General features: G+C 63.8%; 24 protein-coding genes and 3 pseudogenes. 17 read left to right on the top strand and 10 right to left on the bottom strand.

Features of this window, described 5'->3' with window-relative positions; genetic code table 11:
• From VKI00_RS21455 to VKI00_RS21430, 5 genes are all read left to right on the top strand, one after another.
• A partial coding sequence (locus VKI00_RS21455; RefSeq protein ID WP_324440993.1) for an acyl-CoA dehydrogenase family protein occupies positions 1-502 on the top strand: 502 nt, incomplete at its 5' end.
• 16 nt (positions 503-518) lie between these two features.
• Positions 519-1,328 (top strand): enoyl-CoA hydratase/isomerase family protein, encoded by an 810-nt coding sequence (locus tag VKI00_RS21450; RefSeq protein ID WP_324440991.1) that lies wholly within the window; start codon positions 519-521, stop codon positions 1,326-1,328.
• A gap of 19 nt (positions 1,329-1,347) precedes the next feature.
• Positions 1,348-1,992 (top strand): SDR family NAD(P)-dependent oxidoreductase, encoded by a 645-nt coding sequence (locus VKI00_RS21445; protein ID WP_324440989.1) that lies wholly within the window; start codon positions 1,348-1,350, stop codon positions 1,990-1,992.
• Entirely contained in the window at positions 1,989-2,222 is a 234-nt protein-coding gene (locus VKI00_RS21440) for an SDR family oxidoreductase (RefSeq protein ID WP_324440988.1), read from the top strand. The genes VKI00_RS21445 and VKI00_RS21440 overlap by 4 nt, the downstream gene beginning before the upstream one ends.
• A gap of 547 nt (positions 2,223-2,769) precedes the next feature.
• Positions 2,770-3,879, top strand: coding sequence for an adenylate/guanylate cyclase domain-containing protein (locus tag VKI00_RS21430; protein WP_324440986.1), 1,110 nt, complete (start codon positions 2,770-2,772; stop codon positions 3,877-3,879).
• Here the strand turns inward: VKI00_RS21430 and dmpG are convergent.
• The 10 genes and pseudogenes from dmpG to VKI00_RS21380 form a co-directional block, all read right to left on the bottom strand.
• A pseudogene (gene dmpG / locus VKI00_RS21425) lies at positions 3,863-4,901 on the bottom strand (4-hydroxy-2-oxovalerate aldolase). The gene VKI00_RS21430 and the pseudogene dmpG overlap by 17 nt on opposite strands.
• Before the next feature lie 122 nt (positions 4,902-5,023).
• Positions 5,024-5,419, bottom strand: a pseudogene (locus VKI00_RS21420) (acetaldehyde dehydrogenase); the annotation flags it as partial.
• Positions 5,416-6,214: pseudogene (locus VKI00_RS21415) on the bottom strand (2-keto-4-pentenoate hydratase). The pseudogenes VKI00_RS21415 and VKI00_RS21420, both read right to left, overlap by 4 nt.
• 34 nt (positions 6,215-6,248) lie before the next feature.
• A complete protein-coding gene (locus VKI00_RS21410) occupies positions 6,249-7,016 on the bottom strand; it encodes an SDR family NAD(P)-dependent oxidoreductase (protein ID WP_324440984.1) in 768 nt (255 codons plus the stop codon).
• A complete protein-coding gene (locus VKI00_RS21405; protein ID WP_324440982.1) occupies positions 7,013-7,504 on the bottom strand; it encodes an aromatic-ring-hydroxylating dioxygenase subunit beta in 492 nt (163 codons plus the stop codon). The genes VKI00_RS21410 and VKI00_RS21405 overlap by 4 nt, the downstream gene beginning before the upstream one ends.
• Entirely contained in the window at positions 7,501-8,811 is a 1,311-nt protein-coding gene (locus tag VKI00_RS21400; RefSeq protein WP_324440980.1) for an aromatic ring-hydroxylating dioxygenase subunit alpha, read from the bottom strand. The genes VKI00_RS21405 and VKI00_RS21400 overlap by 4 nt, the downstream gene beginning before the upstream one ends.
• A complete protein-coding gene (locus tag VKI00_RS21395) occupies positions 8,808-9,644 on the bottom strand; it encodes an alpha/beta fold hydrolase (RefSeq protein WP_324440978.1) in 837 nt (278 codons plus the stop codon). The genes VKI00_RS21400 and VKI00_RS21395 overlap by 4 nt, the downstream gene beginning before the upstream one ends.
• On the bottom strand, positions 9,641-10,717 hold the full coding sequence (locus tag VKI00_RS21390) for an extradiol ring-cleavage dioxygenase (protein ID WP_324440976.1): 1,077 nt from the start codon (positions 10,715-10,717) through the stop codon (positions 9,641-9,643). Before VKI00_RS21390 ends, VKI00_RS21395 begins: the two co-directional genes overlap by 4 nt.
• Positions 10,623-11,636, bottom strand: a complete 1,014-nt coding sequence (locus VKI00_RS21385; protein WP_324440994.1) for an amidohydrolase family protein — start codon at positions 11,634-11,636, stop codon at positions 10,623-10,625. The genes VKI00_RS21390 and VKI00_RS21385 overlap by 95 nt, the downstream gene beginning before the upstream one ends.
• A gap of 251 nt (positions 11,637-11,887) precedes the next feature.
• Entirely contained in the window at positions 11,888-12,619 is a 732-nt protein-coding gene (locus VKI00_RS21380; RefSeq protein ID WP_324440974.1) for a FadR/GntR family transcriptional regulator, read from the bottom strand.
• Between the two features lie 85 nt (positions 12,620-12,704).
• Between VKI00_RS21380 and VKI00_RS21375 the strand changes: the two genes are divergently transcribed.
• The 12 genes from VKI00_RS21375 to VKI00_RS21320 all read left to right on the top strand — a co-directional run bounded on the left by VKI00_RS21375 (position 12,705) and on the right by VKI00_RS21320 (position 25,949).
• Positions 12,705-14,384 (top strand): AMP-binding protein, encoded by a 1,680-nt coding sequence (locus VKI00_RS21375; protein WP_324440972.1) that lies wholly within the window; start codon positions 12,705-12,707, stop codon positions 14,382-14,384.
• 429 nt (positions 14,385-14,813) lie between these two features.
• Positions 14,814-15,584, top strand: coding sequence for an ABC transporter permease (locus VKI00_RS21370; protein ID WP_324440970.1), 771 nt, complete (start codon positions 14,814-14,816; stop codon positions 15,582-15,584).
• A gap of 9 nt (positions 15,585-15,593) precedes the next feature.
• Complete coding sequence (locus VKI00_RS21365; RefSeq protein WP_324440968.1) at positions 15,594-16,448, top strand: ABC transporter permease; 855 nt, start codon at positions 15,594-15,596, stop codon at positions 16,446-16,448.
• Between the two features lie 4 nt (positions 16,449-16,452).
• Positions 16,453-17,865 carry an MCE family protein gene (locus tag VKI00_RS21360; protein WP_324440966.1) on the top strand — a complete coding sequence of 471 codons (1,413 nt, stop codon included), beginning with the start codon at positions 16,453-16,455 and terminating at the stop codon, positions 17,863-17,865.
• 46 nt (positions 17,866-17,911) lie between these two features.
• On the top strand, positions 17,912-18,940 hold the full coding sequence (locus tag VKI00_RS21355; RefSeq protein WP_324440964.1) for a virulence factor Mce family protein: 1,029 nt from the start codon (positions 17,912-17,914) through the stop codon (positions 18,938-18,940).
• Entirely contained in the window at positions 18,937-20,277 is a 1,341-nt protein-coding gene (locus tag VKI00_RS21350; protein ID WP_324440962.1) for an MCE family protein, read from the top strand. The genes VKI00_RS21355 and VKI00_RS21350 overlap by 4 nt, the downstream gene beginning before the upstream one ends.
• A complete protein-coding gene (locus VKI00_RS21345) occupies positions 20,277-21,638 on the top strand; it encodes a virulence factor Mce family protein (RefSeq protein WP_324440960.1) in 1,362 nt (453 codons plus the stop codon). The genes VKI00_RS21350 and VKI00_RS21345 overlap by 1 nt, the downstream gene beginning before the upstream one ends.
• Complete coding sequence (locus VKI00_RS21340) at positions 21,635-22,792, top strand: virulence factor Mce family protein (RefSeq protein WP_324440958.1); 1,158 nt, start codon at positions 21,635-21,637, stop codon at positions 22,790-22,792. The genes VKI00_RS21345 and VKI00_RS21340 overlap by 4 nt, the downstream gene beginning before the upstream one ends.
• Entirely contained in the window at positions 22,793-24,247 is a 1,455-nt protein-coding gene (locus VKI00_RS21335) for an MlaD family protein (protein ID WP_324440956.1), read from the top strand.
• Positions 24,248-24,305: 58 nt separating this feature from the next.
• Positions 24,306-24,908, top strand: coding sequence for a mammalian cell entry protein (locus VKI00_RS21330; RefSeq protein WP_324440954.1), 603 nt, complete (start codon positions 24,306-24,308; stop codon positions 24,906-24,908).
• The gene (locus VKI00_RS21325; protein WP_324440952.1) at positions 24,905-25,558 is read left to right on the top strand and encodes a hypothetical protein; all 654 of its coding nucleotides are present in this window, start codon (positions 24,905-24,907) and stop codon (positions 25,556-25,558) included. Before VKI00_RS21330 ends, VKI00_RS21325 begins: the two co-directional genes overlap by 4 nt.
• 19 nt (positions 25,559-25,577) lie before the next feature.
• Positions 25,578-25,949 carry a DUF732 domain-containing protein gene (locus VKI00_RS21320; protein ID WP_324440950.1) on the top strand — a complete coding sequence of 124 codons (372 nt, stop codon included), beginning with the start codon at positions 25,578-25,580 and terminating at the stop codon, positions 25,947-25,949.
• Position 25,950: the final 1 nt, after the last annotated feature.

Here is a 25,950-nt window from a genome sequence, read left to right as displayed (position 1 = left end):
TCCGGCAACGCACCTGATCGGCCACGAGAATGATGGCTTCGTCCAGGTGATGCAGGGCTTGGATTACAGCCGTGCCCTGATCGGGCTTCAGTGTCTGGCGGTCGCCCGGCAGTCGCTCGAGGAAACCTGGTCGTCCACCGCGGAGAGGACCAGCTTCGGCAAACCGCTGATCGCGAATCAGGGTGTGTCGTTCCCGTTGGCCGAGGCCGAGACCCAACTGGAGGCGTGCCGGTTGCTGTGCTTGAAGACGTTGTGGCTCAAGGACCAGGGGCTGCCGCATACCGCTGAGGCGGCGATGTGCAAATGGTGGGGACCCAAGTTGGCGTTCGGCACCGTTCAGACCTGTCTGCTGCTTCACGGTCACGGTGCCTACACCGAGGAAATGCCCTACGCGCAACGCCTGCGCGATGTCCTGGGCCTGCAGATCGGGGACGGCACCGCCCAAATCATGAAGCTGATCATTGCCCGACACAAAGCCGGCCGCAGCGCGGTCTCGGCATGACTCCCGAGGGAATTCGATGACCAAGGTGATCTACGAAAAACGCGGTCAGATCGCGTACATCACGCTGAACCGGCCCGAGGTCCACAACGCCATCGACACCGAGACCGATGAGCTGCTGTTCGAGGCGTGGACACATTTCCGCGACGATCCGGACATCCGTGTCGCGATCCTCACCGGGGCCGGCGACAAGACCTTCTGCGCGGGCGCCGACCTCAAATCGCATGTCGATCCGTGGCTCAACGCCGGGCCCGAACTCGGACGCAGCCTGCTCGACAAGGGATTCGCGGGCCGGATCACCCGAGGGCTGCACCGGACGCCTAAACCGATCATCGCGGCGCTGAACGGTTGGGTCATCGGGGGCGGCATCGAACTCGCCCTGGCCTGTGACATCAGGATCGCGTCCGAACGCGCGAACTTCGGCTTCTTCCACATGCGGCGCGGCATGCATTTCGCCGACGGGGGCATCGTCCGGCTGGTCAACACGGTGGGGGTGGGTATCGCGATGGAATTGGAACTAATGGGCGAGCCCATCGACGCGCAACGGGCCAAGGAAGTACATCTGGTCAATCGCGTTGTGCCCCACGGCGACCTGATGGCAACGGCCGAGGACATCGCGGCAAAGATTCTGCGAAACCCCAGGGCCGCAGTGGAATCAGCGAAGCAGACAATCCTTGAGGTCGTGGGCCGCCCATTGGACGACCAGCTCAGGCTTGAGTGCCTGTATGGATATTCGACCATGGGTAATCCGGAGATCGTCGAGCGCCAGCTGGAGTTCCTCGAACGGCGCGACGCCGACCGGGTAACGACGCGCTCCGACCGCAACTGACGAGCCCAGGACGGAACACGTGTCATACAAGTCGATCTACCGTCGCGACCTATTTCGTGACCACATCGTCGTCATCACCGGCGGCGGCAGCGGTATCGGGCGTTGCACCGCCCATGAGTTGGCCTCGCTCGGTGCCCATGTCGCGATCGTCGGGCGCAACGAGGACAAACTCGAGCGTGTGCGCTGTGAGATCGCATCCGACGGTGGTTCGATTTCCGCCCATGTCGCCAACATTCGCGATGAACACGCGGTCATCGCCACCGTCGAGCGGGTGCTGGCCGACCATGGCCGCATCGACGGCCTGGTGAATAACGCGGGCGGCCAATATCGCGCTCCGATGAGAACGATCTCGACAAAGGGGTTCGAGGCCGTGGTCAGAAGCAATCTGACCGGTGGATTCATCGTCATGCGGGAGGTCTACAACCGGTGGATGATCGATCACGGCGGCGCGATCGTCAACATGATCGCCGACATCTGGCACGGGTGGCCGCATTTCTCGCATTCCGCGGCGGCGCGCGGCGGAATGCTCACGCTGAGCGAGTGCGCGGCGACCGAATGGGCCGAATCGGGTGTCCGTGTCAACACCGTCGCCCCCGGATCGATCGCGTCGCAGGGTCTGGACACCTACGAAGACAAGGACGCAGCGTTTATTCGAACGACTTGACGCCAGGTATCCCGTTGCAGCGGTTCGGAACTGAAGCCGAAGTCTCGGCGGCGATCGTCTTTCTGCTGTCGCCGGCGGCGAGCTATATCACCGGCTCCTGCATCCGCATCGACGGGGGAGCGCCGAACGCCCGCCGTGGATGGTGGGATCTGCAGCCGGCCAAGAACAATGTGGCCTTCGATGGGTTCCACCGGTCCTCGCTTCCCGCGATCCTCGACGAGGTGCCGTGATCTCTGTGCAGTCCGAGCTTTCGCCGACTGAGGTCTTCGATCGCGTTGCGGCTCGCCATGGTGGCCGGGTGTCCTTTAGCGCGGCCGTCGGTCGTTGTTGCCAAATTGATGCCTGCTCAAAGAGCCGCCGGTGCGGTAGCAGATTTAGAGGATCTGCCGCTGCACCGATCCTCGCATCGCCCGCTGCTACCCCGCATCTGGAAGTTGCGGCATGTCGTTACACCCCCTATGACGCTGCGTACGTCGCATTGGCCGAGGCCTTAGACGTTGTCCTTGTCACCGATGACGGTCGTCTCTCACGGGCTTCCGGCGTCGAATGCGAGATCGAGGCGATTGGCGCGGCTGGCCGAAGTTGACGCTCAGGTCAGGTGGCGGTTCCGCCAGCGTGCGAGGCGGTTTCTCGACACGTCGGTCGCGGCCATGATCCGGCTAGCGGAAATCGGCACCGGTCAGGCAAATCCCTGGAGAAGAGTTCAAGGCCGAAGTGAAGCTGTGCTGCGCCCGCACCGCCCCGCAGGCTTAGATGGGCAGGCTTTAGATTGGCAACGTGGCAGCAGACTTCGATTTCGAGGCGTTGGGCCTGCTTGACGGTCTCGACGGAGCGGCGCGTGCGGAGCGCGCCGAACTCATCCAATGGCTGCTCGACCGAGGCTTCAGTATCGAGCACGTATGCGCGTCGGCCGCCGCCCCGCTGATGCTGCCGGCGAGCAATGTGCTCGGCGACGACGGCCACTACGTGTCAGCCCGTGAGGTCAGCGAGGCGACGGGGATTGAGCTGGACCTGTTGCAACGGCTGAACCGGGCGATCGGCTTGGAGATCGATGACCCCGACGCGGCCGTCTTGCTGCGGGCGGACGGCGAGGCCGCCGCGCGCGCGAAGTTCTTTCTCGATCTTGGGTTCGATCCTGACGACACGGTCGCCTTGATGCGAGTGGTGATCGAGAACCTGGGCCATGTCGCGGAGATCATGCGTGATGCAGCCCTGAAGACGCTGTTGCGCCCCGGAGCCAGCGAGGTCGAACTGGCTCAAGCGTCTGAGCAAATGGCACTGCAGTCCGCCCCGACGCTTGGGGCGGTGATGGAGGACCTGATACGCCTTGAACTGCGCCGCTCATTCGAGACGGACGCTGTCACTGCCGCCGAGAGGGCGGCGGGCACGCTCCCGGGTGCGCGCACTGTGACGGTGTGCTTTGCCGACCTCGCCGGATTTACCAGGTTGGGTGAGGCGATTCGTCCCGAAGATCTGGAACGCATTGCCAGCCGATTCGCCGAACTGGCCCACGATGTCGCGCGATCACCGGTGCGATTCATCAAGTCGATCGGCGATGCGGTGATGCTCATCAGTTTCGACGCAGTGCCGCTGCTGCACGCTGTCCTTGACTTGATCGACGCCGCAGCGGAAAACGATTTGCCCCCTCTACGAGTTGGCGTCGCCTCTGGACTCGCAGTCAGCCGGGCCGGCGACTGGTTTGGCAGTCCGGTGAACGTGGCGAGCCGTGTCGCTGCCGAAGCCCGTCCCGGAACCGTCATGGTTGCCGACTCCGCGCGTGATGCCGTCGGCAACGCCGCGGGTTTGGAGTGGACGCCGGCGGGCGCACGACACCTCAAAGGTGTCCCCGACGAAGTGAAACTATTCCGCGTCAGCCGGCCGCATTGACGCCCGACCGCAGCGGCGTGGAAGGTGCCCTGCCTACGCCGAACAGGTCCAGTGCAACATCGCCAATCATGTCCTCCTGGCCCCCGACCAGACCGCGTCGGCCGACCTCGATGAGGATGTCGCGCACGTCCAGGCCGTATTCCTGCGCACTACGCTCGGCGTGCCGCAAAAAGCTTGAGTAGACACCGGCATACCCAAGCGTCAGTGTTTCGCGGTCGACGCGGACCGGTCGGTCCTGCAATGGGCGAACTAGGTTTTCGGCGGCATCCTGCAAGGCGAACAGATCACATCCGTGCTGCCAGCCATAGATGTCGGCGACCGCGACGAACGCTTCGATCGGACAGTTGCCCGCTCCCGCGCCATGACCGCACAGCGACGCGTCGACACGGTAAACACCTTCTTCGACGGCGATTACCGAGTTGGCGACCGATAGTGACAGGTTCTCGTGCGCGTGAACGCCAATCTGAGTATCCGCCTCGAGCACGTCGCGGTAGGCGCGCACCCGGTCCCGCACATCGCGCATGGTAAGGCGGCCGCCGGAGTCGGTGACATACACACAGTGCGCTCCCGCATCCTGCATCAGCTTTGCTTGTCGCGCAAGCACATCCGGCGCCGCCATGTGGGACATCATCAGGAAGCCGGAGACATCCATACCAAGGTCGCGCGCTTTGGCGATGTGCTGTTCGGCGATGTCGGCCTCGGTCGCGTGGGTCGCTATGCGCACCGAAGTGACACCGAGGTCGTGGGCGGCGACAAGGTCGTGGATGGTGCCGATCCCGGGCAGCAGCAGGGTGGTGAGCCGCGCCCGGTTGACTACCTCGGCTGCGGCGGTGATCCATTGCCCGTCGGTCGAGCTGGCCGGTCCGTAGGTGAGGCTGGAGCCGGCTAGGCCGTCGCCGTGGGCCACTTCAATCGCCGCGACGCCGGCGGCGTCGAGTGCGGCAGCGATGCCGCGCAGTTGGTTGACCGGCAGCCGGTGACGGATGGCGTGCATGCCGTCGCGCAAGCGTGACGTCCTGGATATACCAGCTGCGTCATGACACTCGTTCTTCCGTTCGCGCGCTGATACTTTCGCCGACTCGGAGTTCTCCGCGTAGAGCACCGGCGTAGCTGCGGCGACCGCTGCCACGACGGGGATTGTGGCCTGACCGCCGCAGGTCACCATGTTGACGTTCGGGCTCTCAAGGTGTTCGCGCAGGTTTACGGTCGGCACCACGAATGGGCCAATCGCTGCAGGAGTGAGGTCGACCAGCCTCTTGTCGTGCGGGGCAAGGAGGCGGGCGTTGTCCAGATGCGCGGAAGCCGACGTCGCATCGAAAACCACAGCGATGTCGTCGAACTCCGGCATCTCAATGAGACCCCGCACGCCGTGCGGGGTGGTCGGAACCCCCAGACGCTGAGCTCGTTGCAACCCGTCGGATGCCGGGTCAATCCCCACCATTGCGCCCATCTCAAGATGTTGAGACAGCCGTAATACCTTGATCATCAGATCGGTGCCGATATTGCCCGAACCGATGACGGCAACTTTGGTGCGCGTCATGGCATCACCTCCGTGAAAGACACCTCGGCCGAACCGATTTGGTCGATGTCAGCCGTGTAGCTGCTGCCGGGACGCACCGGCACCATGGGCCCCAACGCGCCGGAAAGCACAATGTGGCCGGCGCGCAACGGAGAGCCGTTGTCCTGAGCGGTGCGAGCCAGCCACCGTAGCGCGTTGAGCGGGCTGCCCAGACAGTCCGATCCCCGCCCAGTAGAGACGACGACGCCATCCTGTGTGAGTTGCATCGTGCGCGAGACGAAATCGAGGTCGGCCGCAGCTGCCACTTGCGAGCCCAGTACGAACAGGGCGGACGAGCCGTTATCGGCGATGGTGTGCGACAATGCTGATCGACCAGTCGCGCACCCGCGAATCGACGATTTCGATGGCTGGCATCGCGATTCCGGCGGCGGCTCTGATTCGTGAATCGGAGAGGTCGCCCTCGAGGTCCTCGGCGAGAATGAAGGCGATCTCGGCCTCGACCTTGGGTTGCAACAGCAGGTTGGTGGCGACAGTCGCCCCCGACGGAACCTTCATATCGGCGAACAGCACGCCGGAATCAGGCTGATCCACGCCAAGCTGGTGCTGCACTGCCGGGGATGTGAGGCCGATCTTGTGACCGATGATCCGGCGTCCGCGCCGCTCTGAATCATCGGTGAGCAAACGCTGTACCGCGTAGGCCGCTGCGATATCCGTTCCGCCCAGGATGTCACGTACCGGGTCGCATTGCTCCGGCGCAGCAGCGGCTGCGATCAGCCGGTCTGCGGCCGCGCGTAAGCCAGTGGCAGTGAGGGTCATCAGTTGTTGTCCTTCGGTGAGGGGGGAGGGCCTTTCAGCCCATGCTGCTGCCGCCGTTGACGTAGATGGTTTGGCCGGTGATAAATCTGCTGTCATCGCCGGCAAGGAAGCAGACCGTCGCCGCGACTTCCGCTGGATCTCCAGGGCGTCCAAGCGGGACAATGGCCGTCGCCTCCTCGACGACGTGCACCAGACCCGCTGGCGCATCGCCGGATACGAGCAGGGCGGTCAATTCGGGTGTGCGCACATAGCACGGTGCCACGGTGTTGGCGGTGATACCGGCACTGGCGAACTCGCGCGCGATGCCGGTGACCATTGCATGCACGCCGCCCTTGGCGGCGTTGTACATCGCGTGGTCCACCAGGCCGCTGCGCACCGAGTCCGCACCGATGTTGACGATGCGTCCGTGGGTGCGAGAAACCATGTGCGGTAGCACCGCTCGCACGCAGTAGATCGTCGTCCACAAGTTGTTGTCGACGGTGGCCCGCAGCGTCTCTTCGGTGTGTTCCAGGGTTGGCCGGATCACCCCGCCACCGGCGTTGTTGATCAGAACGTCGATATGGCCGAGCGTCTCGATCGCCGCAGCCGTCAGGTCGTCAGCTACTCCGGGTTGATGGAGATCGCCGGCGAAGCCGCCCGCGATGGCTGCCTGCTGGTACACACGTTGCAGGTCTTCCTTGCCGCGGGTTGCAGCGAAAACCGCTGCACCATCGGCGATCAGCCGCGAGGTGATCCCCAGGCCGATGCCGGAGGCAGCGCCGGTGACGACCGCTGTCCGGCCTGCCAGTGAGCCGGGGCTCATAGGATGATGGCCACATCGGCAACGGAACGCAGATCCGTCATGTCCAATTCGACACGCTTGGAGGCGATCCGGAAACCCTCGTCGATACTGCGTAGTCGGTAGCGGTACCGGCCGACATAGCGACCGGTGCGCCCAGCCCGGAACCGCCACACCGTAAACGACGCCGTCACCGATATCTCTTCTGCCGACCCGTCTACCCGCACGTTGAACACCTGATGATTGGTGCGGGAGTGCGGGTACTCGCGGTGGGCGCGTCGGCTGTTGAGCCGTTCGACTCTGGCCGTCAACCGCGTGTAGTTGTCGTCGATAAGCATCAGATCACGTGCAGGATCGCCGTCGAGAGCGTCGTTAGACGGCACCTCGTACTTGGCGTCCTCATCGAAAAGCTGCAGCCACTCGTCGAGCGCCCACGAGTCCAGCAGTGCCGCCTCGGCGTAGAGGAAGTCCTCAATCTGCTGGCGGGACACCGCAACGGTCGCCACGGTCATTGGGCACCCGCCAGGTCCGCTGCGGTCCCCATCTGGTGCTGCCAACGCCGCCAGAACACTCGCATTTGTTCTTCATCGTTGGCCTCCGGGACGCGGCCCATGCCGCGAGATATGTCGTTCCACTCGACACCACCGCTGGCGAAGCCCTGCTGGCAGGATTCCAGCGCCTCCATGTCATCCGGGGTGGCGAAGCCGCCCGGACCAAGAAAGGTCAGGAAGCTGTCGAGCCGTCGGTGACGCAGGGCAGCGGGCTCGTTGCTCGGTGCCAGTGCCCACGCGGTGACGTCGACGACGTCAGGCGCCGGCGGATAGAACGTACGCACCGTCACCGCCATGATGTCGTTGATGATCAGGTTCGGGTAGATCAACATGTTGCGATTCACTTCGGTCATTGCGTGCGCACGCTGTTCGCCGTAGTGGGCGACCAACTCCGCTCGCAACCTGTCGATGTCGGTGCGGGCTTCCTCACCGAACAGCGGCTCCCATTTAGCGACGGGCCGTCCCCACGGCGAGCTGTATTCGATCACAGCGTGGCCGTTGCCGAGGTCGACTGATTGACCACTGACGCCACCGCGCAGGTCGGTCCCGATCGACACCAGGTACTTGAAGTAGGTGTCGTGCGTAGACTCGGCGTGGTAGCCATCGAAGCTGTTCTCCACCAGCAGCTTCCAATTCGCGCCAAAGCTGTACTCGTTTGTGCCACGAGCCATCTCGACCGACCCGCCGCAGCCGTCGACGACAAGGTCGATGTAGTCCTTGGCGCCGGCCAGATAGCTGGGCAGGTCTTCGATGCCGGGATCGAAGCTGGCGAACACGAAGCCCCGGTACGAGTCGACACGCGCCACCCGCTTGAGCCCCAACTCGTCGAAGTTCACCCCGCCGGCGTAAGCATCGCGGTCCGGCACGCCCTTGAGTCGGCCTTCGGAATCGAAAGTCCACGCGTGGTAGAAGCACTGAAACACCTTGGAATTGCCTGAGTCTTGGCGGCATACCAGCGCACCGCGGTGCGTGCAGGAGTTGTGAAACACGTTGACATTGCCGGTCTTGGCTCCGCGAACCATGAAGATCGGCCGTCCGCCGACCGGTCGTCGGACGAAGTCGCCGGGTTCGGGGATCTCGGATTCGTGGCCGACGTAGAGCCAGGAGGTATTGAAGATCCGCTCGACCTCAGCTCGGTGTATCTCCGGCGAGGTCATCGCCGATCGATGCACCCGAAATCGTTGGGCTGCGGGATCGTCGACGACGATCGGCATGCGCGGTGTAACCTCGGTTGCCCGGCTGACCCTCGGCTGGACGTCGGTGCTCATGATCGGCTCAGGTAGTCGGCGACCAGCGCGGAGAACTCATCTGCGCGCTCGATTTGGGTCCAATGCCCGCATGCGCTGAACACATGCAGATCGGCGTTGGGCAATAGCCCCAGCATGGTGATTGAGACTTGCAGGGGTACCACCCGATCCTCGCGGCCATGGATGAGCAGCGTCGGGGTGGCGATGGCGCGCACCTCGCTTTCGGTGATGCCCAGTTGGGATCCGGCATGCCGCGGGTCAAAGAACATCGCGCGATAGGCCTCGTAGGCGCCGTCGGCGATGCTGGCTTCATAGCGAATCGCGACGAGCTCGTTGGTAATCATCGCGGGGTCGACCGCGAAGTAGTTGCGTAGCAGTTCGCGCATCGCGTCATGTGACGGCTCATAGGCGCGCAGTGCGGCAAGACCCTCGGTGTGTGTCATGCCGGCACCCGGCACCCCCATCAGCACCATCCTGGTGATCCGGTCGGGCTGGTCGGTGGCCATTTGCAGCGCGATGCGCCCGCCCAGCGAATTGCCCACGACTCTGGCTTTTTCGATGCCGTGTGCGTCCATGAACGCCCAGATGTGATCAGTCCAGGTGCGCAGCGAGTACACGATGTCGTCGGGCCGGTCGGTGGTGCCGAAGCCGACGATGTCCGGAGCGAGCACGTGGAACCGTTGCGCCAGCGTCGGTATGTTGCGCTGCCAGTTGGCCAGCGCTGAGACGCCGGGGCCGGACCCGTGCAGCATGAGGACAGTTTCGCCGGAACCGGCCTCGAGGTAGCTGGTTTCGATACCTCCGGCATCGATCATCCGTGGCTCGAACGCGATTCCTGGGACTGTCGATGTCATCGCGTGCCTCCTTCCGTGAACACTGCAAAACACTTGTTGGAGTTGAAGACATCTGTGGTGACGAGTTCCGACCAGGCCAGGTCCAGGTCGAGTTCCTCGACCGCTCCGGTCAGGCAAAACCAGTTCAGCATCTCGTGCTGACCGGAATCGACGATGTCGCGGCTGGGGGTGGCTTGCCACGCCTTGTAGTCCCGGTCGACGAACAGTTGATACAGCCGGCGGTCGGCCTCGGTGTCAGGTGTGATGTGCCAGGTCTTATCGGTCAGGAATGCGTGCGACCAGCTCGACGACGCCACCAGAGCGACACGTAAGTCAGTGTCGCGGAATGCGTTTGCGACTGCGCGACCCAGTGCGAAGCAGCGGGCAGGTGTCGGTCCGGATGGGTCGAGCCGTTCCTCTGCGATGGCGGCGAAGCGGGCCAGGCCGCCCTGGCGGGTGATCGCGTGCTGTCCGTAACAATTAACCGTGATGGGGATCAGCCTGTAGTCGAAGTGCGATCCGGCGCCGGGGTAGTCCAGGAACAGCTGGGTGTTGACGATTGCGTGCGGAAACGGTGCTTCACTGCGCTTCTTGTAGGAGTAGGCGATGTCGAATCCTTGGCCGATGAGGTCGTCGGTAAGTCTGCGCGCCTCGCTGGCGTCACCGTGCAGGGTAATCGTCGTCTCGTCGGGCAGCCCCCATGCATTCGGGCTGCCGCGGTGCGTCATCAGCTCGAACGGGTTGACGTCGACGTCGCCGTAGGCGAGCACGCAGAACGGCGGGATGACTTCTTCGCGGAAGTTCTCGTACTGGTCGTCGCCCCACACCACGACGACGTCAGGAGCGAACTCGTCTAGGGCCTCGCGGCAGCGAGCAAGGTTCTCGACCAATAGCTTTCGGTGATGTGCAGCAGCGTCGACGCCGCCGTCGCTGCCCCATTCGGCGCGCATCGACGCGGACCAGGTGGCGGGGTCCTTCGCCTCGGCAGGAATGTCGGGGTCAGTTAGCGTCCAGCGCAACAGGTCCGCCATATGCTCGTCGGTGCCGGCCAGTAGCGGATAGTGGGTCATGCCCAGACCCAGGAAGTGCGCCATATTGCTCCTCCAAATTTGTGCGGCAGATCCTGCGACGCAAGTCGGCGGGCAGGGTGGTGACGATGTCGTCAAGGGGTTGCGGCATCGCCGAAAACGGGTAGTCGGATCCGAAGACCACGTGGTCGTGGCCGAATACCTCGACCGCGGCGTGCAGCGCGTCGGGGTGGTATGTCAGGCTGTCACACCAGAGTCGTCGGGCCAGCCGACTCGGGAGCTCGGATGAGTCGGCGGCGATGCCGGCCATCCTCGCCCCTGTGTCGAGTCGTCCGATCATCGCCGGCAGCGCGCCACCACCATGCGCCAGGCAGATTCGCACTTCTGGCCGGCGTGCGAGTGCGCCGCTCCTGATCAACGCCGCCGCTGCCAGAGCCGTCTCGATCGGCATCCCGGCACCAAAGCCCAATCCAAGTGCGGTGACCCGGGACGGTAAATCCTGGTCGCTGGGATGCACTAGGACCAAAGCGCCGAGTTCATGTGCGACAGCAAAGAAGCGATCGAGGCTGGGGTCGGCGAGTTCGGTATCCCCGACCCGCGTGCCGATCTCGACACCGAGAAATCCCGGGTAGCGCATGCAACGGCGCACCTCCTCGACGGCTCGGTCGGGGTCCTGCAAAGCGACGGCGCCTAGCGCAGCGAAGCGGATCGGGTGCTCGTGGGTGATCCGGGCGAAGAACTCGTTTTGTGCTACCGCTAATTCTGCGGCGCCGGCCGCCGATGCGGAGTAGCAGAACGTCACCGGTACCGGGGAAAGCACCTGCCTCACAACGCCTTCACGGTCCATATCCATGATCCGAGCTTCCGGTGACCAGCACCGGTGATCGATCGGGCGGTAGGCAACCCCACCGAACAGCAGTTGTGCGTCGGTCTCGCCGGTGCGCTCGACGCTCGGCCAGCGATCGTGCGGATAGGCGCGTCGCAGGTCGGGCAGATCGACGTCGATGGCATGTGTGTGGACATCGACGAGGCCGAGGTTGGTCAGTTGAGCGTTGATGATTAGCTCCGCGCAACGCGTGGGACGGGCAGGTTCTTCTCTAGACTAGATAATGTGCATACATAATTCAAGATGTATATGCACAATGTTGTGGATCACACATAGTCGGTGGTAGGAGTTAGCGGCATGCAGGCAGCATCGACCCTGGGATCATCAGGGAAGAGACCGCCGAGGTCCAGTCAGGGGTGCTGCGGCGTGTTGGGGGTGCGGTCCGGATCGTCGGCGCGGATCAGGTCTTGATCATGGCGGTTGATGGCGTCGACGAACGACGCCTGATCGTGCAGGGCAATCGCGGCCACGATGTCGTCGTGGACGTCGAGACTCTTGGCAAGAAGCGGTTCGTGATCGTGGACGAACAAAACCCGGCTCAGCACAGCCTTGATGCTGGTCACGACGAGCTGGTGCATCCCCTCCAGGACGGGGATATGGGCAGCGGCCGCGACGACGCGATGAAACGTGAGGATGGCGTCAAAGAACGCCGGGGCATCGGTGCTGGCTCGCATCGTGGCCATCGCCGACCGCATCGCACTGATGTCTTCGGCGGTCGCCCGCTCGAAAGCTGCCTTGGTCATGCCGAATTCGAGGTACAACCGCGCTTCGAACAGATCCAGGGGATGGGGAGTCGACGGCTGGAACCACAAATCCAGCGCTCCCAGACGGACCTGCGGGGGCGCAGTCGCCACGGTGATCCCGCCCCCCGGTCCCGGCCGGACATTCACCAGGTCGCGATCCCGCAGAATACGCAGGGTCTCGTTCATGACGGTCGGGCTGATCCCGAACCGGTCCATGATCTCCGAGCGACGTCCGAGGTGGGCCCCGACCGGGAGACGCTCGCTGAGGATCTCGTGTTCGAGATCGGCCGCGACGCGCTCAGCTCGAGAAGACCGCAACGCGGGATCGCGACCTTGCACGCGGCCTCCTTCGAATCGCCACCGGCCCCGTCGTGGGCTGTCATCGCAAGTTTCCCAGATGAACCCATGTGAGGAGTCCAGACCGATGGACCGAACAACCGGCGGAGAAGCTTACCGCGCTGCACGCGACATCCTGGTGCGGCACCGCGATGACTACGACGCGGCCGTCGCAGCCTTCCGCTGGCCGGTTATCGGGGAACGATTCAACTGGGCGCTCGACTGGTTCGACTCAATTGCAATAGGTAACCGGCGAACTGCGTTGCGCATCATCGGTGAGGACGGGACCGATCGTTCTTACTCTTTCGCCGAGATGGCCGCGCGCTCAGATCGGCTCGCCACATCGCTGGCCGCCGCCGGCGTCGCGGCCGGCGATCGCGTGATGGTGATGTTGGGCAACCAGGTTGAGCTATGGGAGTCGATGCTGGCGGCGATGAAACTCGGCGCGGTCATCCTGCCGGCCACGACAGCGCTGGGGCCGCACGACCTCGCTGACCGCGTGATCCGCGGGGCGGTGTGTCATGTCATCACCACTGCCGACCAGGTCGACAAGTTCGCCGACGTTCCAGGGGATTTCGGCCGTATCGCGATCGGGGATGCTCCCCGTGGATGGCGACCGTATCGACTGGCTGACGCAGCGGCCCCTTCGTCCGCGCGTGCGACCGCCACCCGCCCAGACGATCCGATGCTGATCTACTTCACGTCTGGCACCACTAGCCATCCGAAACTGTTGGAGCACACGCACCGTTCGTATCCCATCGGGCATTTGTCGACGATGTACTTCCTTGGATTGCGTCCTGGCGACGTCCACCTCAACATCAGTTCGCCGGGCTGGGCCAAACACGCGTGGAGTTCGTTCTTCGTGCCGTGGATCGCTGAGGCGACGATCCTCGCCTACAACTACTCCCGCTTCGACGCATCGCGCTTCCTGACGATGCCGCGGAACGCCGACGTCACGTCGATATGCGCGCCGCCGACGGTGTGGCGCATGCTTATTCAGGCCGACCTTGGTGCCAAGCCGCCCGCGTTGCGGGAGGTGGTGGGTGCAGGGGAACCGCTCATCCCGGAAGTCATCGAGCAGGTCCGGAAGCATTGGGGGATAACGATCCGCGATGGCTTCGGGCAGACCGAGACCACGGCATTAGTCGGCAATACCCCTGGCGCACCAGTCAAGCTCGGCTCGATGGGGCGGCCACTGCCTGGCGTTGAAGTCGAAATCCTCGACCCAGTGACCGGGCAGCCCGCCAGCGAGGGTGAGATCTGTCTGCGGCTTGATCCGCGACCGGTGAATCTGATGGCCGGTTATCTCGGCGACAATGGCCGCATCGGCTCGGCGTCCGCCGACGGCTACTACCACACCGGGGATGTGGCGAGCCGCGACACCGATGGCTACCTCACCTATGTCGGCCGCACCGATGATGTATTCAAAGCATCGGATTACAAGATTTCTCCATACGAACTGGAAAGCGTTCTCCTCGAGCATCCGGCGGTGGTCGAGGCTGCTGTGGTACCGGCTCCCGACCCGACGCGGTTGGCGGTACCCAAGGCTTACATCTGCGTGGCTGGGGGGTGGGAGCAGGATCAGGCCACCGCCGACGCGATCTTCGCCCACGCCCACCGAAACCTTGCGCCCTACCAACGTATCCGGCGTATCGAATTCATGGAGTTGCCGAAGACCACCTCCGGCAAGATCCGTCGCGTCGACCTTAGAGCGCGGGAAAATTCAAGCGAGCCAGACGCTTTGATGGATGAATATCGCGACCGTTGAGTCGCGCGGCTGGATTCAGCTGGCGAATGCTGCAGCATCCCGTTATATGACGAACGGCTCGCAGAGAGCCCGACGGGCGCGGGGTCCGACGGCTGTTTCCGACTTGTGCCTGAGTTGGGCTTTCGGCGCGGTCCTTGTCATTCAACACATGCCCAGCAAATCCGGGCTGAGGAGCCGAATAACCGCAGAGTGACCCTGACGAGGGACCCATAATCCCCCTTGGTGGAGCAGCCACTGTGACGGCCGCGTCGATATCGTTCCGCCCATGCTGCCGGCCGAGCATGACCATTCGCAACCGCGGACCGGGGGTTTCCTCGCCGTGGCGGTGTCCCCGGGCGCACTGGGCGTTGGCGGTCGTGCTCATGAAGTGACGCGTCAGGCGCCCGGCATCACTGGTCGCCGGCTGACGACAGCGTCCCGGAGGCGCGGATGGTAACTGCGTATCAGATCGCCAAGCCCGTCCGGGTGATGGGCGGCTTCTTTGCGATGGCGCTCGACGGTGCGATGTTGACCTTCAGGCCGCCGTTCGCCTGGCGTGAGTACCTACTTCAGACCTGGTTTGTTGCGCGGGTGTCGATGCTGCCGGCGCTGATGATGACGCTTCCGTATTCGGTGATCCTGACGTTCATCTTCAACATTTTGCTCACCGAAATCGGTGCCGGGGATTTTTCCGGAACCGGCGCCGCGATCGGCACCGTAAACCAGATCGCGCCCATCGTCACGGTGCTGGTGGTTTCCGGCGCTGGCTCGACGGCGATGTGTGCCGACCTGGGAGCGCGAACGATACGCGAGGAACTCGACGCGATGCGCGTCCTGGGTATCAATCCTGTTCAGCGGCTGGTGGTTCCGCGCGTGCTGGCGGCCACCACAGTCGCGTTGGCGTTGGAATCCGCGGTGACCGTGGTCGGCCTTGCCGGCGCCTTCTTCTTCACCGTGTACGTCCAACACGTTTCGGCGGGTGCGTTCGTGGCAGGGCTGACGACACTCACCGGTCTTGCCGACGTCGTCGTGTCGATGATCAAGGCGACGCTATTCGGATACGCCGCAGGCATGATCGCCTGCTACAAGGGCATCTCGGTCGGCGGTGGTCCGGCGGGTGTCGGCAACGCGGTCAACGAGACCGTCGTGTACACGTTCATGGTGTTGTTCGCGATCAACGTCGTCGTGACCGCCGTCGGTATCCAGTTCACGGTGTCGTGAGGTGAACCCGTGAGCCTTGCCGTTCCGAGCGCCCTTCATCCGCGGCTGCAGCGCAGCATGAATGTGGTGGTCCGCGAATGGAATCGGGTCGGATCCCAGATGCGGTTCTACGCCACGACACTCGGTTCGATTCCCGATGCGCTCGTTAACTACAGGACCGAGACGCTGCGGTTGATCGCGCAAATGGGGTTGGGTACCGCCGCGCTCGCAATGATCGGTGGGACCGTCGTGATCGTCGGCTTCCTGACCATGACCACCGGCGCGTTGGTGGCGGTTCAGGGCTACAACCAACTGGCGTCCGTCGGTATAGAAGCCCTCACCGGTTTCGCGTCGGCATACTTCAATGTCCGGCTCATTGTCCCAGGAACTGCTTCCGTTGCGCTGTCGGCGACCATTGGTGCCGGCGCCACCGCTCAGATGGGTGCAATGCGGATCAACGAGGAAATCGACGCGCTTGAGGTAATCGGTATCCGCAGCGTCAGTTACCTGGCGTCCACCCGGGTGGTCGCGGGAGTCATCGTGGTCATCCCGTTGTACTGCATCGCAGTCATGATGGCCTTTCTGGCCTCACGCGCCGGCACCACCGCGATCTATGGCCAGGGCACAGGCGTCTACGACCATTACTTCAACACGTTCCTCAGTCCCCGCGACCTCATTTGGTCGTTCTTGCAGTCGGTGGCGATCACCGTCGTGGTCATGCTGGTGCACACCTACTACGGGTACAACGCGCGCGGCGGGCCGGCCGGGGTGGGGGAAGCCGTCGGCCGCGCCGTGCGAGCTTCGATGGTGGTCGCGGCGGTGGAGATCGTGATGATTACGCTCGCCGTCTACGGCCAGTCCGGCAACTTCCACCTGGCGAGCTAGTGACATGAAGCAACGCAAGCCAGGCGAACACCGCATCCCCACCGGTTGGTGGACGTTGATCCTGTTGGCGGTGGTGGGCGTATTCATGTTCGCGACCACGGCCGCCTTCAGTGGGACGTTCCGGTCATACGTGCCGGTCACCCTGACATCAGAGCGGGCGGGGCTGGTTCTGGAGACCAACGCCAAGGTCATGCTGCGTGGCGTCCAAGTCGGCCGGGTCAGCCAGATCGGCAGTGGCCGGGATGAGGCCAACTTGAGGCTGGAGATTGACCCTGACCAGATCCGGTACATCCCGGCCAACGTACAGGCGCAGATCAGTGCCACCACCGCTTTCGGCGCCAAGTTCGTCGACTTGGAATATCCGCCAAACCCAGCTCCTGCGCGGTTGGCCGCCGGCGCGGTGCTGCATTCCAAAAATGTCAGCACTGAAATCAACACGGTCTTCGAAAACGTCGTCGACCTCCTCAACATGGTCGATCCGCTCAAGCTGAACGCGGTGCTGAGCGCGGTGGCCGAAGGCGTCCGCGGACAAGGTGAACGGATGGGCGAGGCCACCACCGACCTCAACCAGGTGTTGCTGGCGCTCAACGCGCGCAGCGACACCATCCGTGCGGACTGGCGCAAGCTCGGGGAACTCAGCAGCACCTACGACGCGGCCGCCCCGAACATCCTGACCATCCTGAACGCCGCCAGCACCACCAGCACCACCATCGTGGATCACAAGAAGGCGCTGGACGACTTGCTGCTCAACACCATCGGCTTCGCACAGGCCGGAACCAACCTGCTCGGCCAGAGCAAGGACAATCTCGTCGCGTCGGTCAACACCCTCGAACCGACGACGAACCTCCTGCTCAAGTACAACCCCGAGTACACCTGCTTCCTCCAGGGCGTCACCTGGTATCTGAACAACGGCGGCTATTCGGCGTTTGGCGGCGCCGACGGCCGGACGCTTCAACTCGACGTCGCTTTGTTGCTGGGCAACGACCCGTACCTCTATCCCGACAACCTGCCCATTGCGCAGGCCAAGGGTGGGCCCGGCGGGCAGCCGGGGTGCGGGTCGCTGCCGGATGCCACGAAGAACTTCCCGGTGCGCCAGCTCGTCACGAACACCGGTTGGGGAACCGGGCTCGATATGCGGCCCAACCCAGGCATTGGGCGTCCCTGCTACGGGTCATACTTCGGGGCCACTCACCCGTGGCCAGAACCGCCGCAGGCGAGGCTCGATGACCCGGCCTCGGCGACGAGCAGGCGCTTCCGTGCTTGCCTCCCCGGAACGGCGGTCGGGCCGCAGCCAACCCAAGGGTTTGCGACGCCGCCGTACGGCGCGCAGCTGTACGGGCCGGGCGGGGTGCCGCTGTTTCCCGGGGTGCCGCCGGCACCGCCGCCTCCGCCGGCGCCGGCAGCGCCGCCACCGTGACAGCCATTGTCACCGCCGACGATCCACAGACGCAGGAGAGAACGCTATGAAGGAAAACCTCAAAGGCACCGCCGTGGGCCTCGGTATCTTCCTGACGGTCTGCGCGCTTTCCGCATTCCTGCTGGTTTCAGTCTTCGGCCAACTTCGGTTCGGCGAAGGCAACACCTACTACGCCGAGTTCACCAACGTGACCAACCTGAGGAAGGGCAAGCTGGTCCGGATCGCCGGGGTGGAGGTCGGCAAGGTCAAGAACATCTCCATCAACCCGGATGCGACGGTGAGGGTCGAGTTTACCGCCGAAAAATCAGCCACTCTCACAGAGGGAACCCGGGCGGTGCTGCGGTACGACAACCTGTTCGGCGACCGCTACCTAGCGCTCGAAGAAGGGCCGGGGGGGCTCAAGACGCTTAATCCCGGTCAAACGATTCCGCTGGCTCGCACCCAACCCGCGCTCGACCTCGACGCGCTGATCGGCGGCTTCCGCCCGTTGTTCCGGGCGCTGAACCCGGACCAGGTCAACGAGCTGAGCAAAGCGTTCGTCCAGGCGTTTCAAGGCCAGGGAGCCACGATCGGAACGTTTCTGGATCAAGCGGCCGCGGTGACCAACACATTGGCCGACCGCGATCTGCTGATCGGGCAAGTGGTCGACAACCTCAATGTGGTGTTGGGAACGCTGGGCGGCCAGAGCGACCGATTGGACCAGGCGGTAACGTCGCTGTCCGAGTTGGTTCACGGGCTGGCTGCCCGCAAAACCGACCTCTCCACCGCGGTGGCCTACATCAACGCCGGCGCCCGCTCGGTCGCCGACCTGATGTCCCAAGCCCGCCAGCCGATCCGGAAAGTGGTCCAGCAGACTGACCGGGTCGGAAACGTTGTGCTGGCTGACAACAAATACCTCGACAACCTGCTTAACACGCTGCCCGACAAATACCGGGCGATGGACCGCCAGGCGATGTACGGCGACTACTTCAGCTTCTACTTCTGTGATGTCGTGCTCAAGCTCAACGGCAAGGGCGGCCAGCCGGTGTACATCAAGGTCGCCGGTCAGGCCACGGGACGGTGCGCGCCAAAATGAAGCTGTTCTCTGACACGAAGTTGTTCTCTGAACGCAACCCGATGATCATCGGCGCCATTGGCCTGACCGCCGTCGCAGTCTTTGTCCTCGCCGCGCTGGAGTGGCAGAAGCTGCCCTTCCTCAACCAGGGCAGAACCGTGTCCGCCTACTTCGCTGACGCGGGCGGCTTGCGGACCGGCAACGGCGTCGAGGTCTCCGGTTTCCCGGTGGGAAAGGTGTCCAGTATCGAACTTGACGGGCCCGGCGTGCTCGTCAAATTCAAAGTCGGCAACGGCATACATCTGGGGAAGCTCACCGAGGTGGCGATCAAAACCAAAGGCCTCCTGGGTGCCAAGATCCTCGACGTCATACCCCGCGGCGACGGCCAGCTCCAAGGCAGCATCCCGATGGACCGGACAGTGTCGCCCTACCAGCTGCCCGACGCCCTTGGCGACCTGGCCACCACAATCAGCGGGATTAACACCGAACAGCTGTCCGGATCGCTGGCCACCATGGCGCGAACCTTTGCCAATACCCCGCCGGATCTGAGGAACGCACTACAGGGGGTGGCGAGGTTTGCGCAAACAATCGACGAACGCGACGCCCACCTTCGTAGCCTGCTCGACAACGCGGCCAAGGCGACGGGAGTGCTGGCCAAGCGCACCGACCAGGTGGTCAGCTTGGTGAAGGACACCAATGCGTTGCTGGCGCAGCTACGGACGCAGAGCGCGGCCCTCGATCAGGTCTGGATGAGTGTCTCCGCGGCGTCGCGGCAACTGCAGGGATTCATCGCCGACAACCGGCAGGAGCTGCGGCCGGCACTGGACAAGCTCAACGGTGTGTTGACGATCATCGACAATCGCAAGGAGCGCCTGCAGAAGGCCATTCCGATGCTCAACGCCTACGTCATGTCGCTTGGCGAATCGGTTGCGTCCGGCCCGTTCTTCAAGGCATACGTGGTCAACCTGCTGCCGGGCCAGTTCGTGCAGCCGTACATCAATGCCGCGTTCTCCGATCTGGGACTGGACCCGGCCACATTGCTGCCATCGCAGCTGACGGACCCGCCGACCGGTCAGCGGGGGACTCCGCCATTGCCGATGCCGTATCCGCGGACCGGCCAGGGCGGCCAGCCACGGCAAAGTCTGCCCGACGCGATCACCGGCAACCCGGACGACCATCAGTGCGGTGTGCCCGGCGTGGCTTTGCCCGGTCCTGGCTGCTACCCCTATCGGCAACCGCCGCCGGCCCCGCCACCCGGCGGTGCGCCGCCGGGGCCGCCCCTTGTTCCTATTCCCGCACCGACGCCCAAGCCGGTCATTGTGAACGACCCGCCGACGCGACCGGGAGGCCAACCGTGATGGGCTGGCTGAGAAACAACTCCCGCGTGGTGCTCGCAGGCACCCTGGCGTTGGTGCTCGTTGCCGGGTTGTTCGTCGCGATGCAAGTCAGCGATCAGATCGCCCGCACGTTGGTGGTCGGTTACTTCGACAACAGCAGCGGCGTGTTTCCCGGCGACGACGTGCGCATCCGGGGCGTGCCGGTGGGCAAAGTCGTAAAGATTGAACCTGAGCCGCTGCGGTCCAAGATTTCGTTCTGGTTCGATCGAAAGTACAAGGTACCCGCCGATGCCAAGGCGGTAATTCTGTCGCCGCAGCTGGTGACGGGTCGGGCCATCCAGCTGACCCCGCCCTACACTGGCGGGCCCACGATGGGCGTCGGCGCGGTCATCCCCCAGGGGCGCACGGCGGTGCCGGTCGAGTGGGATGACCTGCGAGACCAACTCCAGCGCGTCACCGAGTTGCTGAAGCCCACCCAGCCAGGCGGCGTGAGCACGCTGGGTTCGCTCATCAACACCGCGGCCGACAACCTGCGCGGCCAAGGCCCCACCATCCGCGACAGCATCATCAAACTGTCGCAGACGGTGGCCGTGCTCGGCGATCACAGCAAAGACATCTTTTCCACATTCAAAAACCTGTCGACACTGGTGACGGCGCTGCACGATAGTGCCGATCTGCTCGAACAGCTGAACCGCAACCTGGCCGCGGTCTCGTCGGTGCTGGCCGACAATCCAAACAAGGTCGGTCAGACGGTGGAGAGCCTCAACGGGGTCCTGACCGACTTGCAGAGCTTCGCCGCAGACAACCGTGAAGCCATCGGCACAACGTCGGACAAGCTGGCGTCGATCACCACGGCGGTGGTTCAGAGCCTCGACGACCTGAAGCAGACGCTGCATGTCGGCCCAACGGTATTGCAGGACTTCAACAACATCTTCGAGCCGGCCAACGGTTCGCTGACCGGCGCACTGGCGATCAACAACTTCGCCAACCCGATCGCCTTCCTGTGCGGGGCCGTGCAGTCCGCCTCCCGGCTCGGGGCCGAGCAAGCGTCGAAACTGTGCGCGCAGTATCTGGCGCCGATTTTCAAAAACCGCCAGTACAACTACCCGATGCTCGGAGAGAACCTCTTCGTCGGACCACAGGCCAGGCCCAACGAGGTTACCTACAGCGAGGACTGGATGCGGCCCGACCACGTTCCGCCGGCCAATACCTCGCCGCCGGCCCAGGCGGCGGCACCTGGCCCGCCGCCTGCCGCCGGGCCTCCGGGTGCGCCGTTGCCCGCCGAAGCGCCGGGCCCAGCTACTCCGGCCACCGCGACGGTTGCCACGAACCCGGCGGCCGGACTGCCCGGCCTGATGGTGCCCCAAGGAGGTGGCTCATGAGACGCACCCGCTTGCGCCGCGTAGCGACGACTCTGGCGACACTCGTCGTCTTGACCGGGATATCCGGCTGCGGTTGGCGCGGGCTGAATTCGCTGCCGCTGCCCGGCACCCAGGGCAACGGCCCGGGCTCCTTCGTGATTCAGGCGCAGATGCCCGATGTCAACAACATTCAACCGAACTCGCGGGTGCGGGTCGCAGACGTGACGATCGGCCATGTGACGAAAATCGAGCGCCAGGGCTGGCATGCGCTGCTGACCATGCGGCTCAACGGCGATGTCGACCTGCCCGCCAACGCGACCGCGAAGATCGGCACGACCAGCCTGCTGGGTTCGCAGCACATCGAGCTGGCACCGCCGACACACGAAACGCCGCAAGGCACGCTGCGCAACGGCTCACTCATTCCGCTGTCGCATGGCGGCGCCTACCCGACCACCGAGCAGACGCTGGCCGCGCTGTCGCTGGTGCTCAACGGCGGCGGAATCAGCCAAGTACAGGACATCGCCGAGGCGTTGAGCACCGCGTTCCGCGGCCGCGAGCAAGATTTGCGAAGCCTGATCGGACAACTGGACAAATTCACCGCGTACCTCAACGACCAGAAGGGTGACATCATCGCAGCCGCCGAGAAGCTCAACCACCTGGTCGGCAAGTTCGCCGATCAGCAGCCCGTGCTGGACCGGGCCATCAAGACCATTCCCGACGCGCTCACAGTGCTCAACAAGGAGCGAGACGACCTGGTCGATGCGGCCGACCAGTTGGGCAAATTCGGCGCCCTGACCGCCGACACGGTCAACAAAACCAAAGAAAACCTGGTCAAGGAGTTAAAGGAAGTCGGACCGGTGTTGGAGTCGCTCGCCAACGCCGGCCCCAGCCTGACACGATCGCTGAGCCTGATTCCCACCTTCCCATTTCCGAACGAAACGTTCGAAAACTTCATGCGCGGTGAGTACAACAACCTGACGGGGATCATCGACCTGACGCTCAGCCGCATCGACGCCGGACTATTCACCGGCACGAAGTGGGCGTGCGATTTGACCGAGCTAGAGCTGCAGTGGGGCCGCACCGTCGGCCAGTACCCCAGCCCGTGCCTGGCGGGAGGCCCGTTCAACCCTGGCAATCCGCTCACGATTCCCTACCACTGGGACCAGGGGCGGTAGATGCATCTACACAGACGAGTCAAGATCCAGCTGGTGGTCCTTACGGTGATCGCGCTCATCGCCTTGACAGTGATGTCGCTGCACTTCGTGAAACTGCCGGCCATGCTGTTCGGCGTCGGGCGGTACACGGTGAAGATGGAACTGCCGCAATCAGGCGGGCTGTATGAGACCGGCAACGTGACTTATCGCGGGACCGAAGTAGGCCGGGTGCAGTCGGTGCACCTAACCAATGCCGGCGTCGAAGCAGTGCTGTCACTGAAATCCGGCATTCACATCCCGAGAGACCTCAAAGCCGAGGTGCACAGTCAATCGGCGGTCGGCGAATCGTATGTCGAGTTGCTGCCCCGCAACGGCACCTCGTCGCCGCTCAAGGACGGCGATGTGATTCCGCTGACCGACACCTCCGTACCGCACGACATCAATAACTTGCTCAGTGCCGCCAACACGGCTCTGCACGCGATACCTCACGACAATCTGAAGACCGTTATTGACGAGTCGTACACGGCCGTGGGCGGGCTCGGTCCCGAGCTGTCCCGCATTGTCAAGGGCGGGTCGAACCTTTCGATCGACGCGCGCAAGAATCTCGACCCGCTGATTGCGCTGATCGACAATTGGCAGCCGGTAGCCAATTCCCAAATCCAGACGTCTAATGCGATAGCGGCGTGGGCATCGAATTTGGCCACGGTGACCAGCGAATTGCAGACCCACAACGAGGCCGTCGCAACCCTCATCGACAAGGGCGGCTCTGGGTTGGCGGAGACACGCCAACTTCTCGAGCGGCTGCAACCCACCCTGCCGATTCTGATGGCCAACCTGAACAGCGTCAGCCAGGTCGCGCTCACCTACCAAAACGACATCGAATCGCTGCTGGTGATCTTCCCCGAATCCATCCAAGCCGAACAGGCCGGCATCTTGGGGAACGTGAACACCAAGCAGGCTTATCGAGGCCAATACCTCAGCTTCAACCTCAACCTCAACGTGCCGCCGCCGTGTACCACTGGGTTCTTGCCGGCCCAGCAGCAGCGGGTGGCCACGTTCGAGGACTACCCGGAACGGCCCGCCGGCGACCTGTACTGCAGGATCCCGCAGGACTCGCCCATCACCGCGGTGCGCGGCGCCCGCAACATCCCGTGCGAAACCAGGCCCGGCAAACGCGCACCGACGGTGAAGTTGTGCGAAAGCGACGAACAGTATGTGCCGCTCAACGACGGCTGGGCCTGGAAGGGCGATCCCAACGCCACCTATTCCGGCCAAGACATCCCGCAACTGCCGCCTGGGTCGCCGCGGCAGGCCCCGCCGGCTCCCGCGCCACCGCCAGTGGCCGCCGCCGAGTACAACCCCGCCACCGGCACCTATATCGGGCCAGACGGGCATGAGTACACCCAATCCGATTTGGCGCACACCGCGCCGAAGGACAAATCATGGCAAACGATGTTGCTGCCGCCGGGCAACTGACAGCAATGGCTCGCGACCCTAACGACCACGACGAACGGAGGACGGCATGCAAGTAGCGATGGATTCTGAAGTGGCCCAGGACGACAACGCCGAAATCGACATCGACATCGAGGACTTCGAGCCGGAGTCCGCTGCCGACGATGCCGATGGCGAGCCGACGCCGCCGTCTAAAAAGCCGATAGCGCCATCGTTGCGCGTAACGCTGTTCGGTGTGGTCATGGTTGTTGTGTTGGCAGGACTGGTCGGGTGGTTGGGGTTTCGCGCTCACCAGTCGCAGCAGGCGCAGACCCAACGAAGTCAGTTTCTGCAGGTGGCCAGGCAGGGCGCGCTGAATTTGACGACGATCGACTGGCAGCATGCCGAAGCCGATGTGCGTCGCATTCTGGACGGGGCCACTGGGGAGTTCTACGACGACTTCGCCAAGCGGTCACAGCCGTTCATCGAGGTGCTCAAGAAAGCTCAGGCGAAGACGGTCGGCACGATCACGGAGGCCGGCTTGGAGTCGCAGACGGCCGACTCAGCCCAGGCGTTGGTGGCCGTGTCGGTGCAGACCTCGAATGCCGGTGAGGCAGAGCAGGTTCCGCGGGCATGGCGGATGCGTATCGACGTGCAGAAGGTAGGTGACCAGGTGAAGGTTTCTAATGTCGGGTTCGTGCCATGAGGTGGTTCGCGTCGCGCGGCGCAGACGATCTAAGTGCGGCCGACTCGGTGGAGGAAACACCGGCCGAGTCGGTGCAGACAGTGACCATTGCCGACGATACCGAGGCGAGCGAAGCTGACACGGAGGTCGATGGACCAGACCATGATGGGCAGCCAACGGCGCGTCACATACGCTGGTCGCAGGCGATCGTGTTTGTGGTGTTGCCCGCGCTGGCGCTGTTGCTGGCTTCGGCCGCGGGCTTTTTGAAGTGGCAGGACGGCTCGGCTCGCGAAGCCAGCGTGGCTCGCGCTGAATCCGTGCGAGCCGCCACAGCCAGCACCATCGCACTGCTTTCCTATAAGCCCGACACGGTCGAGAAGGACCTTGACGCTGCGCGGAGCCGGCTGACCGGTTCGTTCCTGAACGCCTACACATCGCTGACCCACGATGTGGTCATCCCGGGAGCAAAGCAGAAGCAGATCTCGGCCATCGCAACCGTTCCGGCCGCCGCGTCGACTTCGGCGACCGAAAACCATGCTGTGGTATTACTTTTCGTGAATCAGTCCGTCATCATCGGTCAGGATGCGCCGACCAGCACGGCATCTAGCGTTCGAGTAACCCTCGACAAGGTCGGCGGCCGGTGGCTGATTTCCCAATTCGACCCCGTATAAACCGAGATGCAGTGAACCGGTGAAGATTTGGACTCTGGCGATCACAGCGGCTGCGGGTGTCGCCGGCTCGCTCCCGGCGGGGCCAGTACCGCGAGCGTACGCCGCCCCGGCACCTGAGGTCGAGTACGTGTATGACGTGATGGTGCGGCGGCACTACGACAACTTTGCCAATCCCGCCGACGCCGTGAGCTACGGATACGGGATCTGCGACAAGGTGGGCCGCGGCGAGGGCTATACCCAAGTCATGGGTGACGTGAAGAACGACATCAGGCCCAATGACGAATTCGCAGCTAATTACCTTGTCTCGTATGCGGTTAACTTGTTATGCCCCGCACAGATTTGGCAACTGCGCAACTCCGCAGGCCACTACCAGCCACCGCCTGGCGGCTGAG

This window comes from Mycobacterium sp., assembly GCF_035314665.1.
GTDB lineage: Bacteria > Actinomycetota > Actinomycetes > Mycobacteriales > Mycobacteriaceae > Mycobacterium.
The sequence above is the reverse complement of the archived record's forward strand: the minus strand, read 5'-3'. Positions and strand labels throughout refer to the sequence as shown.

What these genes read in the sequence shown, in the direction of transcription:
- VKI00_RS21450 (WP_324440991.1), top strand. Translation starts at nt 519, where the DNA reads ATGACCAAGGTGATCTACGAAAAACGCGGTCAGATCGCGTACATCACG.
- VKI00_RS21410 (WP_324440984.1), bottom strand. Translation starts at nt 7,016, where the DNA reads ATGAGCCCCGGCTCACTGGCAGGCCGGACAGCGGTCGTCACCGGCGCT.
- VKI00_RS21350 (WP_324440962.1), top strand. Translation starts at nt 18,937, where the DNA reads ATGAAGCTGTTCTCTGACACGAAGTTGTTCTCTGAACGCAACCCGATG.
- VKI00_RS21395 (WP_324440978.1), bottom strand. Translation starts at nt 9,644, where the DNA reads ATGACATCGACAGTCCCAGGAATCGCGTTCGAGCCACGGATGATCGAT.
- VKI00_RS21390 (WP_324440976.1), bottom strand. Translation starts at nt 10,717, where the DNA reads ATGGCGCACTTCCTGGGTCTGGGCATGACCCACTATCCGCTACTGGCC.
- VKI00_RS21325 (WP_324440952.1), top strand. Translation starts at nt 24,905, where the DNA reads ATGAGGTGGTTCGCGTCGCGCGGCGCAGACGATCTAAGTGCGGCCGAC.
- VKI00_RS21355 (WP_324440964.1), top strand. Translation starts at nt 17,912, where the DNA reads ATGAAGGAAAACCTCAAAGGCACCGCCGTGGGCCTCGGTATCTTCCTG.
- VKI00_RS21370 (WP_324440970.1), top strand. Translation starts at nt 14,814, where the DNA reads ATGGTAACTGCGTATCAGATCGCCAAGCCCGTCCGGGTGATGGGCGGC.
- VKI00_RS21400 (WP_324440980.1), bottom strand. Translation starts at nt 8,811, where the DNA reads ATGAGCACCGACGTCCAGCCGAGGGTCAGCCGGGCAACCGAGGTTACA.
- VKI00_RS21360 (WP_324440966.1), top strand. Translation starts at nt 16,453, where the DNA reads ATGAAGCAACGCAAGCCAGGCGAACACCGCATCCCCACCGGTTGGTGG.
- VKI00_RS21340 (WP_324440958.1), top strand. Translation starts at nt 21,635, where the DNA reads ATGAGACGCACCCGCTTGCGCCGCGTAGCGACGACTCTGGCGACACTC.
- VKI00_RS21335 (WP_324440956.1), top strand. Translation starts at nt 22,793, where the DNA reads ATGCATCTACACAGACGAGTCAAGATCCAGCTGGTGGTCCTTACGGTG.
- VKI00_RS21330 (WP_324440954.1), top strand. Translation starts at nt 24,306, where the DNA reads ATGGATTCTGAAGTGGCCCAGGACGACAACGCCGAAATCGACATCGAC.
- VKI00_RS21405 (WP_324440982.1), bottom strand. Translation starts at nt 7,504, where the DNA reads ATGACCGTGGCGACCGTTGCGGTGTCCCGCCAGCAGATTGAGGACTTC.
- VKI00_RS21345 (WP_324440960.1), top strand. Translation starts at nt 20,277, where the DNA reads ATGGGCTGGCTGAGAAACAACTCCCGCGTGGTGCTCGCAGGCACCCTG.
- VKI00_RS21375 (WP_324440972.1), top strand. Translation starts at nt 12,705, where the DNA reads ATGGACCGAACAACCGGCGGAGAAGCTTACCGCGCTGCACGCGACATC.